Below are 18,124 nucleotides of genomic sequence, written 5' to 3' on the forward strand. Positions count from 1 at the left end.
TGGCTCGGTAGCTCAGTTGGTAGAGCACTTGATTGAAGCTCAAGGTGTCGGCGGTTCGATTCCGTCCCGAGCCATTGTTGGAGGGGTAGCGAAGTGGCTAAACGCGGCGGACTGTAAATCCGCTCCTTCGGGTTCGGCAGTTCGAATCTGCCCCCCTCCATTTTTTATTTTATTATGGCGATTGTGGTGAAGTGGTTAACACACCGGCTTGTGGCGCCGGCATTCGTGGGTTCGATCCCCATCAGTCGCCCCTTTAATGGGCTATAGCCAAGCGGTAAGGCAAGGGACTTTGACTCCCTCATGCGCTGGTTCGAATCCAGCTAGCCCAGTTTTTTAATATATTTTGGCGGTATAGCCAAGTGGTAAGGCAGAGGTCTGCAAAACCTTCATCACCGGTTCAAATCCGGTTACCGCCTTGTTTTATAAGTGATAAAATTTGTAGGCAAAACACATGCCGGCGTGGCGGAATTGGTAGACGCGCTGGACTCAAAATCCAGTGCCCGTTGAGGGCGTGCCGGTTCGATTCCGGCCGCCGGTATTAAACACAACGATAGACTTTAATACGTACTTCAAACTAACAACTTGTTCAGTTTGAAGTACGTATTTTTTTTACCTAAAATTAAATAAGTCTTCCTAAAATAGGTCGCTTGTTTAAAGTCTGTCAGACCTACTTTCTAAAGTTATTTTACTGCTATTATTCTATTTAAGGATTAGAGACTATTTTGTGAAAAAAATGTGTCAAAACTTTAAGTTATTAGTTGCATTGTATAGAAGAAGTTTGGTAAATTTGTTCTAGGTATAAATTACATATATTGGAGGAATAAAGCATGGCACAAATTAAATTAACACCAGAAGAGTTGAGAACTTCAGCAGTAAAATATACAAACGGTTCTTCTGATATTGATAACGTTTTAGCAATCTTAACTTCTGAACAAGAAGCTATTCGTGAAAATTGGGAAGGATCAGCTTTTGAAAGCTTTGACAATCAATTCAGTGAATTGAAACCTAAAATCCAAGAATTCTCACAATTATTACAAGACATTAATACTCAATTAAACTCAGTAGCAGATACGATTGAGCAAACAGATCAAGATATTGCTGGACAAATCGGATTTTAATATTCAAAGTTAGTTGATTAAAAATCGAACCATAGGGAAGGGATGAGAATTCCCTTTCTTTTTTTATGTATTTTTTCAATAGGAGTTTAATTTGGAGAGGTGAAGGTTGGAGATGAAAAAGAAAAGAAGGCTTTGGTTAAAAATTGGAGCAGCAATTATTGTATTTGCAGGTTTATTATTTGTGTTAAGCAACCAAGTCCTGACAGCGGAACAAGCTGGTAAAGAAGTAAAAGAGGCGGGGACTGAAAAAGCTGTAGACGTCAAAAGTAAAATGGCTATAGCTATTGTAAATGAAGATGAAGGAACGGTAGTAAAAGGTGCAGATTATACTTTAGGAGCCAATTATATCAAGCAAATTGAAAAGAATGAAGAATATGATTGGTATGTAGTGAGTAGAGGCAGTGCAGAGTCAGGGCTGAACGAGGGATTGTACCAATTAATGTTGATCATTCCCAATAACTTTTCTGCAAAAGTATTGGATATGAATGAAACAAATCCAGAAAAAGTAGCAATAGAATACCGAGTAAATGCTAATGGAAACAATGAATTGGAGACAGAAGCCACTCGTGTTGGGAATGAAATCGTAAATGGATTGAATCAACAGTTAGTTGACGTATATGTAGCAACTATTCTAGTTAATCTCTCTCAGGCTCAAAATAATGTGCAAGAAGTAGTCGATGGCAACAATACTAACATGGGGTCTTATGAAGATCAAGTTTATGGAACGGCTTTAAATTTTGAAAATGCTATTCCAACAATAAAAGATCATACAAGCGTTTCCCTTGAAAGCAATGAGCGATTAACAGATACTCTTGCTGAAAATACAGCAGGATTTGCTGAATATAGTCAGTCATTATTGGAATACGATTCTCAATTAATGGAATACATATCAAAACTGAATAATGACATTATTTCTTATGAAACCTTCATGGAGAACATTCTTAGTATGGATGCAGCTTTATTGAATCAAGAAACAGAAGACCTGTTTAACAGTATTCAAGCTTCAAATGAAGTTCTGTTATCTCAATTCCAACGTCCAACAGGTCCCGTCAGAACGGCAGCTATCGGTGGAGATACTTATGCGAGTGAATATGCTCGTTTAGAGAGTTACATGAATGAAATGAATACAAAAGTAGCCCAACAAGAAGAGTTGTTGAATAAGCAATTAGAGACAGTGAATTCTTTTGTTGAAGAGCAATTGACTGAGGTTTATGGTAAAGAATCAGACATTAGCTTAAGAACGTTTTTACAGAGTCATGAAGAAAGAAAAGATAACAAAGGGGAGACCAACTCTTTCTTGCAGAAAATAGCTGAAAAGGAAGGGCAACATAAGAAAAAAGTATTGCAACAAATAGCGAAGCTACCTTATCTAACAGCTGATGAACTGCCTAGAGAACAGTTGATGTTAGATCAAAACGATAATGACATTAAGCAGTTAATTGAATTTATAGAAAAACAAGAAAATCAGTTGAAGGAGCTTTTAGAAAAAAATGACGTAATACAAAATGGAGAAGCCACGGCTTTAGCCGAAGAAGTTACTAAGGCTTATGAAGATCTAGTACCATTCATCAATAAAGAAGTGCCAAAAACATTTCAGTTCGATATAGACAATACAGATGAGAAAATACAAAATGACGCTGAGGTAAAAATTATATTTCCTGAAGGAATCGCGGGCACATGGTCAGTGAATGGAGAAAAAATTACTGGAACTTCTTTTAAGTTAGTAGACCCGGAACCTCAAATTACTATTAGTGGAACATATAGTATTGAACATTTATCTGAGGACCAGTTTACAAAAGAACGGATTACAGTTGAAGTGATGCCAAGACAACAGAATCCAGAAACAGACCAACCAGAAAAGGACCAAGAAAAAGTAGACTCTGTCCTAGGAGATACCTTTGAGGGGGATATGAAAGACGACGAAAGCAGTATACCTCCTTTAGAAACAGAAAAAGATTCTACTGAATCTGACACTGAAACGGAAGAAAAACAAGCAAAAATCCATTATGTATTTTACGAAGAAGTGGATTATTATTCAGGAGTAGAATACCAAGATGCGTTAAACAGTTATGCAAACATCATTGGGAAAGTTGTCCAATTATACAAAGATGTATTCGCACAACTAGGAATGACAGAAACTGGAATAAATCCCCCAGTATTTGATGAGTATTCAAAAATAGTAGGAAACTTTTTAGATCGTGATGTGAAAGACTACCTGACTGAAGTCATTACAAACACGTTAACAGCTAACATAACGGGCTATAATCAGTTAGCCAAGCAACAGATAGATGTGCGTTCTACGATGGTTGATTTGACGCAGCAACTGCCCATATTAGCGGAAAAAATGACAACCATCAGAACAACTGCACAAAACAATGCTGAACAAATCAATAGTCAGCTGCAATTGTTATCCAGCTGGCAAGAACAAATTCAAACTGTAACAGCTTTAGGAACAGATACGGGTGAAAATCAACAATTGAACTCTACTACAGCTGGAGACATTTATACGAACCTCGGCCAAATTTTGCAAACAAGCGGGAATTTAAAAACAGATTCTGAAAGTACGGTAGAAATAGCAACCTCTGTAAAAGATGTGTTCCAATCGTTCGATGAAGATGTTGAAGTACTAGAGCTGAGCAGTGGAAAATTAACAACTGACGCCAGCAGTTTAATGAACCAATTCCAAGAACAAGTAAGAGAAAACAATCAGTTTGCGGGTGATTTTGTTGACGTATTGAGCAATGCTCACCAAAATGGCGTATTGAACGAGACTGTTATGGACTTTATCGCTAATCCTGTTGAAAAAGAGTTTAAAGGTTCCATTAAAGCTGCAGAAAAAGTCAATCCATTTACTTGGGTATTGATGATTTATGGCATTTCTTTATTTGCAGGATATTTAGTGGCAACGAATAATGTTGTTTTCTTGAAGAAAGACGATTTTGACGAGTCTAATGCAGCATTGAAAATGAAAGGTTATCCGTTATTCATTATTCTTGGGATCAGCATTGTATTAGGTTTGATTGAAGGGATGATTAGTGGTGCGGTCCTAGGAGTGCCATTTGAAAATACTCTGAAATGGACTGGGGCGGTTGTTCTTTTAAGTGTGGTCTTCAGTGTAATCAATTATGGTTTAATCAAACTATTCAAAAACATGGGATTAGGCATCAGTATGTTCTTCTTGATCAGTTATGTTTTTGTAACAGAATCAATTGGAACTGCAGCAAATCTAACTGGTTTCGCGGATGTTATCCGAACAGTCAACCCACTGATGCTGGGAGAAAAAACCATGAGAGCGTTGCTCCAAGGGCAATCTAGTGTCGAAATGATTCTGCTACTGGTAGTTTTAGCTATTATTGTCAGTGGAATTCTACTGGTGGTTGGAAAGAAACCTGCTAAACAAGAGGTGGCATAGGTATGAGAAATAATAGACTGTTTCTGCTGTTTTTATTGTCAATGGGAATATTGGTTTTAGTGATCCCTGAAAGTGCTGCAGCAGAAGAAAGCTCTGATTCTACGAATGGTGTCTCGATTCAAGTAGACCGTTTAGAAGGGGATTTAAAAGGACAGTCTACTTCACCAGATGTCAGCGATTTGTTTCAATCAAAAGATATTGAATGGATAGAAACGTATACTGCACAAGAGCAAGTAAAAAAGAATGAGGAGGTCAACAATCTTTTTACTAACGGGATCAAAGAGACTACACACGAGACTTTTAAGAAAAAAAGCTTGTTTACTGCTCCTATAAATACAAAACATACTGGAGAGTCAGCGCTGCAGCAAGAAACGCATGCGCTTGGCTCAGTCAGCTTATTAGAAAATACGTGGTTCACAATCATTTTAATAGTAGTATTTGGGGCTTCTATTTTAGCTTCCTATCAATTGTATAAGAGGGATAACTATGAGAGATAATGATCATATTAATGTTACGTTAGTGTTGAAAAATGGAAATCACGTTGATTTGCGTATTCCTATTTATATCACTGCCGCAACTTTAGTGAACCAATTGCGTTCTATCTTTCATTTGGAAGAGAACGAAGGGATGAAACAAATCAAGGTTTCATCTAAAGGATTGATCTTGGCAGAAAATCAGCTTTTATATCACTATCCAGTAACAGATGGAGATATTATAGAAATTATTTAAGGAGAAAACTATGGACTCAATTGAACATATTCCGCAGCCAGTAAAAATAGTTTTTGATCACGTAGAGTATGAGTACGAAAAGAACGACACACAGTGGACAGTCAGTATCAAAAAATCAGCCGCACATTTAAAGCATGAAGATCATTTAGCGGTTTTAAAGGTTCCTGAAGCCCACTTTTTACCAGCCAATTATGAAGTTACAGAAGATAAATTGATTTTTAATTATGCGATTCAGCGACCAGGTTATACTGCGAAAGAAATGCAGGATCTAGGTACGGTAGAAAAACTGAAAGCCGCAGTAAATGTGTTGTCTTTTAGTGATTTGACTCAATTCCCGTATACGTTCTTCCTGCACCCAGAAAATGTTTATTTTGATTACAATTTGATTCCTGCTGTTGCTTATCGAGGAATCAAAGAACAGATGCCGCCAATGGAGATGAATCAAGAATTTCTACTCCGAAATGTGAAATGTTATTTGATCAGTTTATTCTCAACAGAGTATCGATTTGAAGACTTGTATGCCGGCAATTTGGAGACTGTTACGGGAAATGACTTTATCAATCATATTAAGAGTGCTGGTTCCATGGAAGAACTGGCTCTTTACATCAAACCACTGTATGTCCAAAAGGCAGCAGAAGAAGAAGAAAAGTATCAAAAAGTAGATAAAAAGAAATATAAATGGTCTCGACAATTGGCCTTATGGTTTGGAGGGGCTGTAGTGGTTTCTCTAGCAGCATTGAGTTACTTTGTATTTATTCGCAGTCCTTTTCAAAATAGATTATTAGAAGCAGACTCTCATTTTGTACAAAACAACTACACAGAAGTTATCTCCACGTTAAACGCTATTAAACCGGAAGACTTGCCAGCTACGCAAAAGTACATGATGGCTTATTCAGTGGTCCACGGTCAAAGCTTTAATGAAGAGCAAAAACAAGTAATTTTAAATAATGTCAGCTTAAAATCTGATGTAAATTATTTAGATTATTGGGTTCATATTGGTCAAGGAAATTACGAAGAAGCGATTGATTTGGCTAAAAAGATCGGGGACTACGATCTGATTTTGTACGGTATCGCTCAGATCAGAGAACAAATCATTAATAATCCTGAGTTATCAGGCGAAGAACGAGAGCAGCAATTGAGTCAATACGAGAACCAATACGAAGAATACAATGAAGAAAGAAATGCTATTCTTGAAGAAGAGACGGAAGCAAACTGATAGAAAGTCAGAGCATTCAGTAAGGAAGGTGCACTAGGTGGAACAACTCCGATATCAAACGAAGACTATTCAAAAAATAAGCCTCATTATCCACTGTTTAGCGGATCGCTATCAGTTTGATCTGACGCTGAATAATCAAGAAGACGAGTCATTCTCTTTGAATGAACCAAAGTTTGCAGCATTGATTGAATCCTTTCCTGAATTACAGGATTGTGCAGTACATGTAAAAGGCAATACATACACAATCCAACATGAAAAAGGGAAAAAAGACAATTCATTAAATCAATGGACAACTATTCCTACAGCAAAAGAAAACGTAGCTGTCTGGGTAGGGGAACAAGCGGAAGAAAAAATATATGACATGACAACAAAAGCTGTGCTGCTGGTAGGAACCAAAGCAAATGCGGACCTTCGTATTCCAACTGAAGGTTCACAATTCTTATTAAAAAAGTCTGCAGATGAGGATTGGATTTACGAAACGATTGAAGGAGACTTCTACCTCAATAACCGTCTGATCACTTCTAAAACAGGAAGAATTCAATTTGGCGATGAGATAACGATTCAAAGTGTTACACTGAAAGTGATGAAGGAAGAATTGAAAGTCTGGGGACTGCCTTCAGAATTTGTACGCCTGCAAGACGTTACGTTTTCTCGGTATGCTTTCCCAGAGGATTATCCAGAGTATCATCGTTCGCCGCGAATCATTTATCGCAATCCTGACAAAAAAGTAGAGGTAAAAGCACCTCCTCAAATGCCGAAGAAACCGACTGAACAGCTGCTGAAAATCATATTGCCTCCTTTGGTGATGGTAACGTTGCTTGTAGTCATTAGTATTTTCCAACCAAGAGGGCTGTATATTATGATTACATTGGCGATGTCTTTTCTAACGGCTGTGTTCTCTATTCAACGGTACTTCACTCAACGAAAAAATTATCAAAAAGCAATAGAAGAAAGAGAAAAGACTTATCAGCATTATTTGAAAGAAAAAGCAAAAGACTTGTATCAGGACAAAAAAAATCAAGAGAACGGACAACATTATCACTATCCTTCGATCGGAGAGTTGCAAGAAGCGGCTGTAAAATTAAATCATCGCATTTATGAAAAAACACCGTTGCATTTTGATTTTTTGCATTACCGATTAGGATTAGGAAAAGTATCTAATTCAGTGGATTTGACCTACTCGAACAAAGAAAGAGAAAAGAAGCTGGACGAATTGGAAGTTCAAGGGTATGAGTTGTTTGAACAGTACCAATCGTTGAATGATATGCCGATAACCGTTAACTTAATTGATGCACCTGTGGGATATATCGGACCTAGAAAGCTGGTCATTGAGCAGTTGCAGTTACTGGTCAATCAGTTAGCTTTTTTCCATAGTTACCATGAAGTTCAATTCATTACAGTTTTTCCTGAAGAAGAAAAGGAAGAATGGAATTGGATGCGCTGGTTGCCGCATGCCAAATTAAGCAATATCAATGTCAGAGGTTTTGTGTACAATCAGCGCAGTCGCGATCAAGTATTGAACAGCTTGTACCAAATCTTAAAAGAACGAAAAAATGCATTAGGAGAAAACAAAAAAGCCGAAGATTCAGCTGCCTTCACTCCTCATTATGTTGTGTTGGTAACCGATGAAAAGTTGATCTTAGATCATATGATTATGGAATTTTTTGATCAAGATCCATTGCAACTAGGCTGCAGTATTCTTTTCGTTCAAGATGTATTGAGCTCGTTATCAGAAAACGTCCAAACGGTTATCGATATTCGAGATCGTACGACGGGTGTGTTATTGATGGAGAATGGGGAGCTTAAAAACACTGTTTATCAATTGGATCACTTTCCAACAGAATTTGATAAAGAGAGAATTCCTCGCGCGTTGGCACCGCTGAAGCATTTGCAAAGCATCAAAAATGGGGTGCCTGATACCGTAACATTTTTAGAAATGTATCAAGTCAGTGATGTGGAAGAGTTGAATGTTGTCAAACGGTGGAAAGAACATTCTCCTCATAAAACATTAGCTGTGCCTATTGGATTACGAGCTGCTAATGATCCTGTTCAGTTGAATCTGCATGAAAAAGCTCATGGACCTCATGGATTGATTGCCGGTACAACAGGTTCTGGGAAATCAGAACTGATTCAAAGTTATATCTTAAGCTTAGCGGTCAATTTTCATCCGCATGATGTGGCTTTTCTATTGATCGATTACAAAGGCGGTGGAATGGCCAACCTATTTAGCAGGTTGCCACACTTGTTAGGAACGATCACCAATTTGGATGGCAACCAAAGCTTACGAGCGCTGGCTTCTATCAAAGCAGAATTGAAGAGACGACAGCGATTATTTTCAGCAAATAACGTCAATCACATCAACCAGTATCAAAAACTGGTGAAAAATGGAGATGCAAAAGAACCTATGCCGCACTTGTTTTTGATTAGTGACGAGTTTGCGGAATTGAAATCCGAGCAGCCGGAATTTATGAAAGAACTAGTTTCGACAGCTCGAATTGGACGCTCACTAGGTATCCATTTGATCTTAGCAACTCAAAAGCCGACGGGCGTTGTAGACGATCAAATCTGGAGCAACTCACGCTTTAAGATCGCGTTGAAAGTGGCTGACCGATCAGATTCTATGGAAATGCTGCGGACACCAGACGCGTCTGAAATCACTCAAGTCGGACGCGGATACATGCAAGTAGGCAATAATGAAATCTATGAACTGTTCCAAAGTGCTTGGAGCGGAGCAGATTACCTGCCTAATAAAGAAACACAGCACATCGAAGACCACACAATCTATTTCGTCAATGATCTGGGGCAGTATGAGATCTTGAATGAAGATCTTAGCGGTCTGGATGCTGTAGAAGAAGTCAAACAAGTTCCAACCGAGTTGGATGCTGTCATCGAGGGAATACAAAAAGAAGTATTCAAAGCTCAAATCAAACCAATTGCCAAACCGTGGCTTCCGCCGTTGGAAGAGCGTATTTATATCAGTGACTTGCACCAGGCAGACTTTAAAGAAGGATGGTCTGATCCAAAATCACCTCTGACCCCAGTTGTTGGAATGATTGACTTGCCGGACGTTCAAGAACAGCAGATCCTGCAGTTGGATCTGACAAAAGATGGTCATGTGCTGTTGTATGCCAGCCCAGGTTATGGGAAGTCGACTTTCTTACAGACTGTATTGATGGACTTGGCACGCTCTCAAAATCCTGAACAAGCAGAAATGTATTTATTAGATTTCGGGACAAATGGCTTGCTTCCGCTAAAAAACTTGCCGCATGTAGCCGATATATTTACTGCAGATGAACACGAAAAATTGAAAAAATATATGACTCGAATCAGCCAGGAAATGAGAGAACGTAAGAAACTATTGAGCCGTTATGCAGTAGCTAATATAGCTTTGTATGAACAAGTCAGTGGAAAAACGATCCCTTCTATTGTGATCGCTGTAGACAGCTATGAGGGAATCAAAGGTTTTGCGATCGAGGCAGAATTTGAAAGTCATTTGATACAAGTGGCTAGAGAAGGAGCAGGACTTGGTATCCATTTGGTAATGACAGCCGGAAGACAAGCTAATCTGAGGATGAATCTGTCTGGAAATATCAAACAGCAATTTGTTCTGAAACAAAACGCTGATGATGAAGCAAGAATGGTTGTTGGAAGAACAACTCTCAGCATTGACGATTTACCAGGACGCGGATTGGTACGCGTAGAAAAACCAGAGTTGATCCAAATCGCATTACCAGTTAAAGCTGAAAGCAGTATGGAGTTGATCCAAGTCATGCAGCAAGAAATAGACCAGATGAAACAATCCTGGAAAGGGAAGTTGCCGACTCCGATTCCAATGGTCCCAGATGAGTTGTTTGTGAATGACTTTGTCTCCAACCCAATCGTAGTAGAGACTTTGGCGCAGAAAGAAACAATGGTCATCGGACTTGATCGCGGAACTGCTCTGCCAGTTGGTTTTGAACGTAATGGAAAAGTTATTTATTTAGGAGCTGGAAGAGCTAAATTGACAGAAAGTTTGAGTTCATTGCTGCACATCTCAAAATCAGCTGAACAACAAACGTACATTATTGACCAATCCAGCATGCCGCTTTACGCACATCGAGATAGTGTCCAAGCTTATGCAACAGCTGATCAAGAAATAGAATATGTATTGGATCATGTGTTAGAGATCATTGGTGAACGAGAAGAAATGTACTTCAATCAATTCAGACAAGCTTCAGGACAAAATATGGACCATTTTTACGCTGATTTTACCCCTGTCATGTTGCTCATCAATGATTTGACGGCGATATATGATCGATTAGAAACAGCAGCGAAGCGTAAAATCGATCAACTAGCTGAATTGGAGCACAAGCTGGGGATCACTATTGTATTTGGAGCTGAGTACAGTACTTTTAATCGAGATTACAGTGATATAGCGAAGAAATTAAAAGCTACCAAAAATGCTGTGATCACGATGGCCTTTTCAGAACAAAGCATTTATCCGCCAGGAGTTCGAATTGCTCGTGAAAAACCGTTGGAACAAGATGAGGCTTACTTGTATCAAGAAGGACACTATCATAAAGTCAAATTCCCAGTAAAGATTTCGGAGGGGTAAGATGAACCAAGTAAACGGATTAAAAATAGAGATCAATCAACATAGGTATATGGACAATAAACTTTATGTATCTATCGGGCTTCATGCAGGATTCGCTTATAAGGAGTACGTCTCTTTGACGGATCCGACAAGACGAATAAAAGTGAACCAAGCTAGTGCCAATGTTTTCATGGAATACATGCGATTAGCAGCCATGAAGCAATTAGGAAAAACGCTTCGTGTCAATACGACGACGAATGCTTCTGTACTGACTTTTCTAACGACTGCTTCAGCTTTTGATCGGGATATCCACCAAGTAATGGAATTAGTTTATGGTCACGAGATGGACGAAGAAGTATTTGCCGAGGCCAAAATCAATTGCGAAATGAACTTTAAACAAAATTACAAAGATATTGCTTTTCGAGCTTATACAAAAATGATAGAATTTTCAGATAAACGAAAAGATTTTCACTTTCATCATTTGACAAGAGACATTCAAGCTATTGAATTAGCAGATATTAAACACTTTATGGAACTGTTTGTGAATTTCCCTAATACCGTTTTATTGATAAATGGGAACACCGATAAAATAACAGAAGCAGACTTTTTTCATCAGCTGAAAGAAACGCAAAAGCCTGGGGAAGTTATCGTTCCTTCTCCGCATGTGGCTGGAATGCAGCCTATGGAAGATCAGCATTTGATCGCTGTAGATAAAGAATTGTATTCTGTTGGAGCAATGCACTTCGATTTTGATCCGCAAGTTGTTCCCGTCCACGACCAATTCGCTTTGTTGCAATTGATCGGACACTGCTTATTTAAACGAGATTTTGCTGTGAGTATTGATAATTTTGATGCCAGCATTCAGTACCAAGAGCATCCGTTGCTTGAGTATAAAAATCAATTATCCTTGTCTCTCACTCAAGGGACGGTCAAAGAAGCTTGTCTGTCGATTCAAGAAGAAGTGGAATATCTATTAGTTGAAAAACCTTATCAATTCAATCAATTGTTTTTAAGTTTATATGTCAATGGTATCGATTTGATCAAATATTATGTAACGATAAAAACGTATCAACCTGAATTTATCAAAAAAATCATGAAACAACACTATAAAGCCATTTCCGAATGTCATATGGTGTTGGAACAAGGAGCGAAGGTGAATTATGTCTGAAATATTGATTGAACCAGAACAACTTCAAGAAGAGATCACGAGCTTTAAAGAAGCTAATGGGGCAATAGACAGCTCTCCTTACGCAACAGAAAAAGGCCATTTAGATTTAACCGCCGTCAATAAATACATTGATGCGTTAGAGCAAATGAACCAAGCTCTAACGAATTTTAAGAACTTATCTGAGAACGACATTCAAAATTTAGAATATATCCGTGCTGACTGGATGAACTTAGATCGTGAATTGGCAGGAATGACCATGGGAGACAGGATCTTTAGTTCGAGTGATTCATAGGGAGGTGCACTATGGCTTTATTAAACAATGAAGAAATTGAAAATTTGACAAAACAGGCAACCGATCAAGCCTCTGCTTTAGAAGAATTATTTTATGCTCAATATAAAAGTGCTTATGTGTTAACTGAAACTGCTAGTTTTAGAGGAGCAGCAGCAGATAGTTATAAGCAATACATTCGGTTGTCAACTATCCATCATATCAACATGTTCATGAACATACTGACTGAAATCAAAACGGCTATCACGGATATTAAAGGTATTTACTTGGGATTTGAAAGCAATGAGAATGGAAAAGTTGCTACTGATGATCTGGAAGCTGCTGAGGAACAAGTATCTGCGAGGCAAAGAAGTGTTTCCACAATCACGAATCGGGTGGAGTCATTAAATAATGAGGCCGCCGAATACATCCCGGTAACCGATATCCAAAGCAATGCTTTAGACACGGATTTTCAAGCTGTTTTAGTCTTTTTGACCGATACCGCTTATGACTTAGCTGACACGGATCAAACAGCACTAGCACGAGCTGAAACGATTTATGAACGTATCCAAACTCTGAATACAAGTATCCAGAATATTGCTGAAAATTATTACGACAGCCAAGGAGGATTAGCATTAGATAAAGTAAGTCAATTGACTGATGAAGCTTGGTATCAAGCGGAACCTACAACAGCTTTAGATGAGAAATTGACTGAAGATCCTTTCTTCTTCACTGCAGACTCTCAAGCAGCAGCCGAAGGTCAATGGGCAGCTGGACTAGCTTCTGATACATACTTATCAGCAGGACATCAACAACTTGGACGTTCATACCAAACCCAAATGGATGGCGGTGTTTTGACGGCTTCTGGAGAATTTGTAACAGTAGAAGGGACCGCAAATGCTCGATTAGGCGAAGTAGCTGAAGCGAATGTAGCAGGAAGAGGTGTTTATGCGAATGGAACGTCAGAGTTCGGATCATTGACATCAGATAATAAAGGATTCAACGTCGAAGGTGAAGCAGGTCTGTTGTATGCTCAAGGGGATGCTCGATTAGGCAATGACTTAATCAATGCTGAAGCATCAGCTGGTGCAGAAGTGCTGACCGTTGAAGGCGGGGCAGCTGCTCAGTTTGAAGATGTAAATAATTATGCCGTTGGACTTAGAGGAAATGCTACAGCAGCAGATTTATCTGCCAGTGCAGGAGTGTCATTCTTTGATATCGAAGTAGACGGAGAAACTCGAAATGGTCAATCTGTAAAAGAAAATCTGTCGCTGTTTGGAGTGAATGCCGAAGCTAGTATTGGTTTAGCATCGGAAGCAACGGCTTATATAGAGACACAGAATGTAGCAGAATTCGGACCGTTAAATTTAAATACGACTTCTTTAGAAATCGGAGGAAAGTTGGGACTAGGACTAAGATTGAACGTCAGTGTTCCTACATTTACATTCGATTTTCCTTGGTAAAACCAAATAGATTTAAAAGATTATCAAAAATCGTTTATGAAAGGGAGTGAGAGTATGGCAGAAAATCTATCCGTCCGACTAATAGTGCCCAAAAGCTCAGCGGGTCAGAATCCTAGCAACAACAATATCGTGGCGCTCGCAGACCAGTATTTAAAAACTTTTCCTGATTTAGGCACCAAAGGAGTTTTTAATCTAACTTATACAGGCTACATGACAGAAACGGAGCCTGCACAAGCGTTGTTCATGGCAACAAATCGAACAGGAGAAGACATTTTTGATTTCTCGTTTGTATTTGATTTAAAAGTCGACGGACAAACAATATGGGAAAAAACGATGATTTCTATTACTGAAGAAGACTTTGGAGAACTACCTGCTGAAACTTCCATGCCACTATTGATCAGTGTCCCTCAAGGAAAAGAAGCAGGTTTACTGAAAGCAGGGGATGAAAACACGATTCAATTGTCTCTATCGCAATTACAGAGATTAGTTTAGTCCTAAGGTAAGGAGGGGGAATTTGGTATGGGTCTCTTAGAGGATCTTAAAGGAAGAATTCAACAGTATCAAGCGACCATAGAGGACGATCGTCAAAGGATCGAAGAATACAATCAAAAAATCACTGAGATTGATCGAATCTATCAGGCAATGAAAAGCGAAAAAGAACAATTGGTTGATGAAAAAAGAGCTGTTCAAACGTTGGCCGATCAAACATACGATAATTGGACTGGAGATCTTTATTCCAATGGATACGCGCCAAAAGTAGAAGAGGATATCTTAAATGGAAGTTTTCGAGCTACGATTCATGCAATCGACGAAAATATGGACGCTTTGAATGATGCCAAGACGAGATTTGAAAATAAAATTTCACGTACTGAAGGCATTATCGGAACACTGGAAGCCGGGATCAACTCTCTATGGAATGAAGTAGAAAACTTAATGAATTAACTAATTGTCAGCTGCACTGCACATCAGCTCTTCCATGGACGAAGTTTCGTCTATGGAAGAGCTGATGTTTATTTTTGCATTCTTCTGCAATAGTTAAGCTGCTTGTTTCAAAATAGAGCCATCTCTAGTAAAATAAAAGAAAACCAACAGGTAACAGAACAGTCATCCAAAAGTATGATGCTGTAGAAGGAGCACACTCATGAATCCATTTTTTAAATTTGTTCTCAAATTGATGTCTTCTCCAAAAATCAATATGCAAGAAGATTATCAGTTTGTCCGCAAGATGCAGCAGCTTTTTTCAAAAGGACCGAAAAAAGGATACATTATTTTGGATCACAAAATTTATTCTAAAAATCACTCGCATGACATACCAGTAAGAGTTTTTCATCCGAAAGAAAAGCGTCATGAAGATGTACTGGTTTTTGTTCATGGCGGAGGTTGGGTAACGGGGAATATTGATACCTACACGACCACTTGCATCAATATGGCTGAATTGACTGGCAGGGTAGTTTACTCAGTCAATTATCGTCTGGCTCCGGAACATCCTTACCCAGCAGGGTTGGAAGATTGTTACCAAGTCATAGATGTCTTATTGAACCATTTGGAATTAACACGGTTAGCGGATGCTTCCAAATTAACGTTGATAGGAGATTCAGCTGGTGCCAATCTCATTGCGGCAGTTTCTTTGAAATTGCGTGATGAAGGAAAAATCGTACCTGCCAAACAGATTTTATTGTATCCCGTCACTTATTGGGATCATACAGAAAATTCGCCTTTCGAGTCTATACGAACAAATGGGTATGATTATGGATTAACTGCTAAAAAAATGCAAGAATATATGGAACTCTATTCACCTGATTTGGAAATCAGACAAAGTGCATATATCTCTCCTTTGATGGCATTTGATTTAAGCCGTCAGCCGGATACATTGATCATTACGGCTGAGTTTGACCCTTTACGAGATGAAGGGGAAGCCTATGGTGAGAAGCTTCAAAGCGCAGGGAATCATGTGGTTATCCATCGGATCAAAGAAACGGTCCACGGGTTCATCACGTATCCTACATTTGTTGAACCGGTAGTGGAAGCTTATGAAGTGATCAATGCATTTTTGGATAGAGAATAGGAATACCGCTTAATGGGGGTGAAACAGGTGAAACAAAAGGAACAACCGAAACAAAAAGAATGGGTACGCTTAGATAATGCATCGAATATTTTTTTGGCTGCGATGTCGACGACCGATACCAAAGTATTCCGTTTGAGTGCGGAAATGCAGGATAAAATAGATCCAATCAGTTTGCAGAAAGCCTTAGAGCAGACCTATGCGCAGTATAAGTTGTACCACAGTGTGTTGCGAAGAGGGATTTTTTGGTATTATTTGCAGCATACAGAAATCATTCCCAAAGTGGCACCGGAAGTTTTAGCACCATGTTCGCAATTGTATCACTTTGACCAAAAAGAGTTGTTGTTTCGGGTAATCTACAATGAAGACCGTGTCCATCTAGAAGTTTTTCATGTATTGAGCGATGGAACAGGGGCTTTATGGTTTTTTGAAGACTTGATCAAAGAATACATTTTATTGCGCTATCCTGAATCGCTGGATGAAATAAAGAAAGAGCAAATAGAAGCTAAAGTTCGTCATTTGGAAGACAGTTTCGTAACGTACTTCCGTCACAATGGACAACAATCCTTTACGGAGTCTGCGCAGTCTGCGCTGCGCAATTTTGCCAGGACCAGCAAAAGAGCAGCTTTCAAATATGGGAAAAAATTCGGTCGTGCTTTACTGACAGATCGAACTGTCCCTACAAAAAAACGACGAGTTTACCGTATCAAAGGAGAAAAAACAGCAGATAACCGGACAAAGGTGATCGAACTGGAAATGCCGGTAAAAAAAATATTGCATTTAGCTCATCAAGAAGAAGCTACCTTGACCATTTACTTGATTGCCCTATTTTTTGAATCCATTCGAAAATCCAAGTCGGATTTTCAGATAAGAGACACTATAGCTATTTCTGTGCCGGTCAATCTGCGGCAATTTTACCCATCCAATTCAGCCCGCAACTTTTTTAGTACCGTAAAATTAGAGTACACGTACACCCAAGAACGTGATCCCCAACTAAAAGAGATCTGTGCATCATTGGCCAAGCAAATGAGTCAGCAGTTAAGCAAGGAAAGCTTAGAGAGAAGGCTGAGTCGGTTGATTTCGTATGAATACAATCCAATAAACCGCTTGATACCGCGACCAATAAAAGATGGGGTATTAAAGATCATCAATTACTCCAATAACCGAAACTTGACTGTAGCGATGTCCAACTTAGGCAGAGTGGCATTTCCTCAATCGATTGATGGATATGTCAACAGACTTTATTTTCATACCTCTGCTGTCAGACCTCAGTTTTCGGTTATTAGCCATGGGGATCAGTTGACCATTTCATTTACTTCCCCATTCATTGATACGGATATCCAACAGCAATTTGTCAGAGAACTGACCTCTGCCGGGGTAGAAGTAACGCTGGCTGCAAATAAAACACAAGCGGATGAATTAAGGGGGGACTTTTGATGAAGCGTTGTACGCATTGTCAAGTGAGCGTCAAAGGAGATTGGGATCGATGTCCTTTATGCCATCAAGAACTGGAAGCAGACAGCAAAGTGGATTCTATGAGTCCTTATCCGGACATCCCTTTACGATTTGATAAGAAGAAAGTCATTCAACGATTGATGCTGCTGTCATTACTGATTATTCTAGTGGTATTCACACTGGGGCTGTTCTTTCCTAGTCCGTTAGGTCCGCTTCGAATTTCTTTGTTTGGCATCATGAGTCTGTGGCTCGTTGCATTGATCATCATTCGCAAACGGCGAAATATTGCTAAAGGAATTGTTTACTTGATCGTTTCCACGTCTCTCTTGTGTGTGTATTTAGATTACATGGCAGGTTGGAGTGCGTGGTCAACAACGTATGCAATCCCGATCATTTGTATCAGTGCTATCATAGCGATGTTCATAGCGGTCAGGATTGTTCACTTAAAAGTCGGGGACTATATCTTGTATCTTTTAACGGCTACGCTGCTCGGATTTCTGCCGGCAACTTTCTTGTTTTTCAATTGGACTACATGGGCTTTTCCCGCACAACTGTCTCTATTGATGAGTATGTTGATGTTTGCTTGGATTATATGGAGACACGGAAAAGATATCTTAACAGAATTGCAAAAACGCGCGCAAATTTAAAAGCCGACTGCAA

General features: G+C 39.1%; 14 protein-coding genes and 6 tRNA genes. All 20 read left to right on the plus strand.

Features of this window, described 5'->3' with window-relative positions:
• Position 1: 1 nt before the first annotated feature.
• The 20 genes from BM137_RS00005 (at position 2) to BM137_RS00100 (ending at position 18,111) form a co-directional block, all read left to right on the plus strand.
• Positions 2–74: transfer RNA gene (locus tag BM137_RS00005), tRNA-Phe, on the plus strand.
• Positions 75–79: 5 nt separating this feature from the next.
• Positions 80–160, plus strand: a tRNA-Tyr gene (locus BM137_RS00010).
• Positions 161–177: 17 nt separating this feature from the next.
• Positions 178–250: transfer RNA gene (locus tag BM137_RS00015), tRNA-His, on the plus strand.
• Positions 251–257: 7 nt separating this feature from the next.
• Positions 258–329: transfer RNA gene (locus tag BM137_RS00020), tRNA-Gln, on the plus strand.
• Between the two features lie 16 nt (positions 330–345).
• Positions 346–416: transfer RNA gene (locus BM137_RS00025), tRNA-Cys, on the plus strand.
• 37 nt (positions 417–453) lie between these two features.
• A tRNA-Leu gene (locus BM137_RS00030) sits at positions 454–538 on the plus strand.
• Positions 539–827: 289 nt separating this feature from the next.
• Positions 828–1,118 (plus strand): WXG100 family type VII secretion target, encoded by a 291-nt coding sequence (locus BM137_RS00035; RefSeq protein WP_092478936.1) that lies wholly within the window; start codon positions 828–830, stop codon positions 1,116–1,118.
• A gap of 112 nt (positions 1,119–1,230) precedes the next feature.
• The gene (gene esaA, locus BM137_RS00040) at positions 1,231–4,530 is read left to right on the plus strand and encodes a type VII secretion protein EsaA (RefSeq protein ID WP_143084221.1); all 3,300 of its coding nucleotides are present in this window, start codon (positions 1,231–1,233) and stop codon (positions 4,528–4,530) included.
• A gap of 2 nt (positions 4,531–4,532) precedes the next feature.
• The gene (locus BM137_RS00045; protein ID WP_092478940.1) at positions 4,533–5,027 is read left to right on the plus strand and encodes a hypothetical protein; all 495 of its coding nucleotides are present in this window, start codon (positions 4,533–4,535) and stop codon (positions 5,025–5,027) included.
• The gene (locus tag BM137_RS00050) at positions 5,017–5,259 is read left to right on the plus strand and encodes an EsaB/YukD family protein (RefSeq protein WP_092478942.1); all 243 of its coding nucleotides are present in this window, start codon (positions 5,017–5,019) and stop codon (positions 5,257–5,259) included. The genes BM137_RS00045 and BM137_RS00050 overlap by 11 nt, the downstream gene beginning before the upstream one ends.
• Positions 5,260–5,269: 10 nt before the next feature.
• On the plus strand, positions 5,270–6,475 hold the full coding sequence (essB, locus tag BM137_RS00055; protein WP_092478944.1) for a type VII secretion protein EssB: 1,206 nt from the start codon (positions 5,270–5,272) through the stop codon (positions 6,473–6,475).
• 37 nt (positions 6,476–6,512) lie between these two features.
• Positions 6,513–11,069: a type VII secretion protein EssC gene (gene essC / locus BM137_RS00060; RefSeq protein ID WP_092478946.1), complete on the plus strand. Its 4,557-nt coding sequence runs from the start codon at positions 6,513–6,515 to the stop codon at positions 11,067–11,069.
• A 1-nt stretch (position 11,070) separates the two neighbouring features.
• A complete protein-coding gene (locus BM137_RS00065; RefSeq protein WP_092478948.1) occupies positions 11,071–12,216 on the plus strand; it encodes a hypothetical protein in 1,146 nt (381 codons plus the stop codon).
• Positions 12,209–12,508 (plus strand): TIGR04197 family type VII secretion effector, encoded by a 300-nt coding sequence (locus BM137_RS00070; RefSeq protein ID WP_092478950.1) that lies wholly within the window; start codon positions 12,209–12,211, stop codon positions 12,506–12,508. Before BM137_RS00065 ends, BM137_RS00070 begins: the two co-directional genes overlap by 8 nt.
• 11 nt (positions 12,509–12,519) lie before the next feature.
• Positions 12,520–13,947: a T7SS effector LXG polymorphic toxin gene (locus BM137_RS00075; RefSeq protein ID WP_092478952.1), complete on the plus strand. Its 1,428-nt coding sequence runs from the start codon at positions 12,520–12,522 to the stop codon at positions 13,945–13,947.
• 54 nt (positions 13,948–14,001) lie between these two features.
• Positions 14,002–14,439, plus strand: a complete 438-nt coding sequence (locus tag BM137_RS00080; protein ID WP_092478954.1) for a hypothetical protein — start codon at positions 14,002–14,004, stop codon at positions 14,437–14,439.
• A gap of 27 nt (positions 14,440–14,466) precedes the next feature.
• Complete coding sequence (locus BM137_RS00085) at positions 14,467–14,889, plus strand: YwqH-like family protein (protein WP_092478956.1); 423 nt, start codon at positions 14,467–14,469, stop codon at positions 14,887–14,889.
• Between the two features lie 199 nt (positions 14,890–15,088).
• Positions 15,089–16,012 (plus strand): alpha/beta hydrolase, encoded by a 924-nt coding sequence (locus BM137_RS00090; RefSeq protein ID WP_092478958.1) that lies wholly within the window; start codon positions 15,089–15,091, stop codon positions 16,010–16,012.
• 27 nt (positions 16,013–16,039) lie between these two features.
• A complete protein-coding gene (locus BM137_RS00095; protein ID WP_244887612.1) occupies positions 16,040–17,446 on the plus strand; it encodes a condensation domain-containing protein in 1,407 nt (468 codons plus the stop codon).
• On the plus strand, positions 17,446–18,111 hold the full coding sequence (locus BM137_RS00100) for a DUF6320 domain-containing protein (protein WP_092478962.1): 666 nt from the start codon (positions 17,446–17,448) through the stop codon (positions 18,109–18,111). The genes BM137_RS00095 and BM137_RS00100 overlap by 1 nt, the downstream gene beginning before the upstream one ends.
• Positions 18,112–18,124 lie beyond the last annotated feature (13 nt).

The organism is Desemzia incerta, assembly GCF_900115825.1.
Taxonomy (GTDB): domain Bacteria; phylum Bacillota; class Bacilli; order Lactobacillales; family Carnobacteriaceae; genus Desemzia; species Desemzia incerta.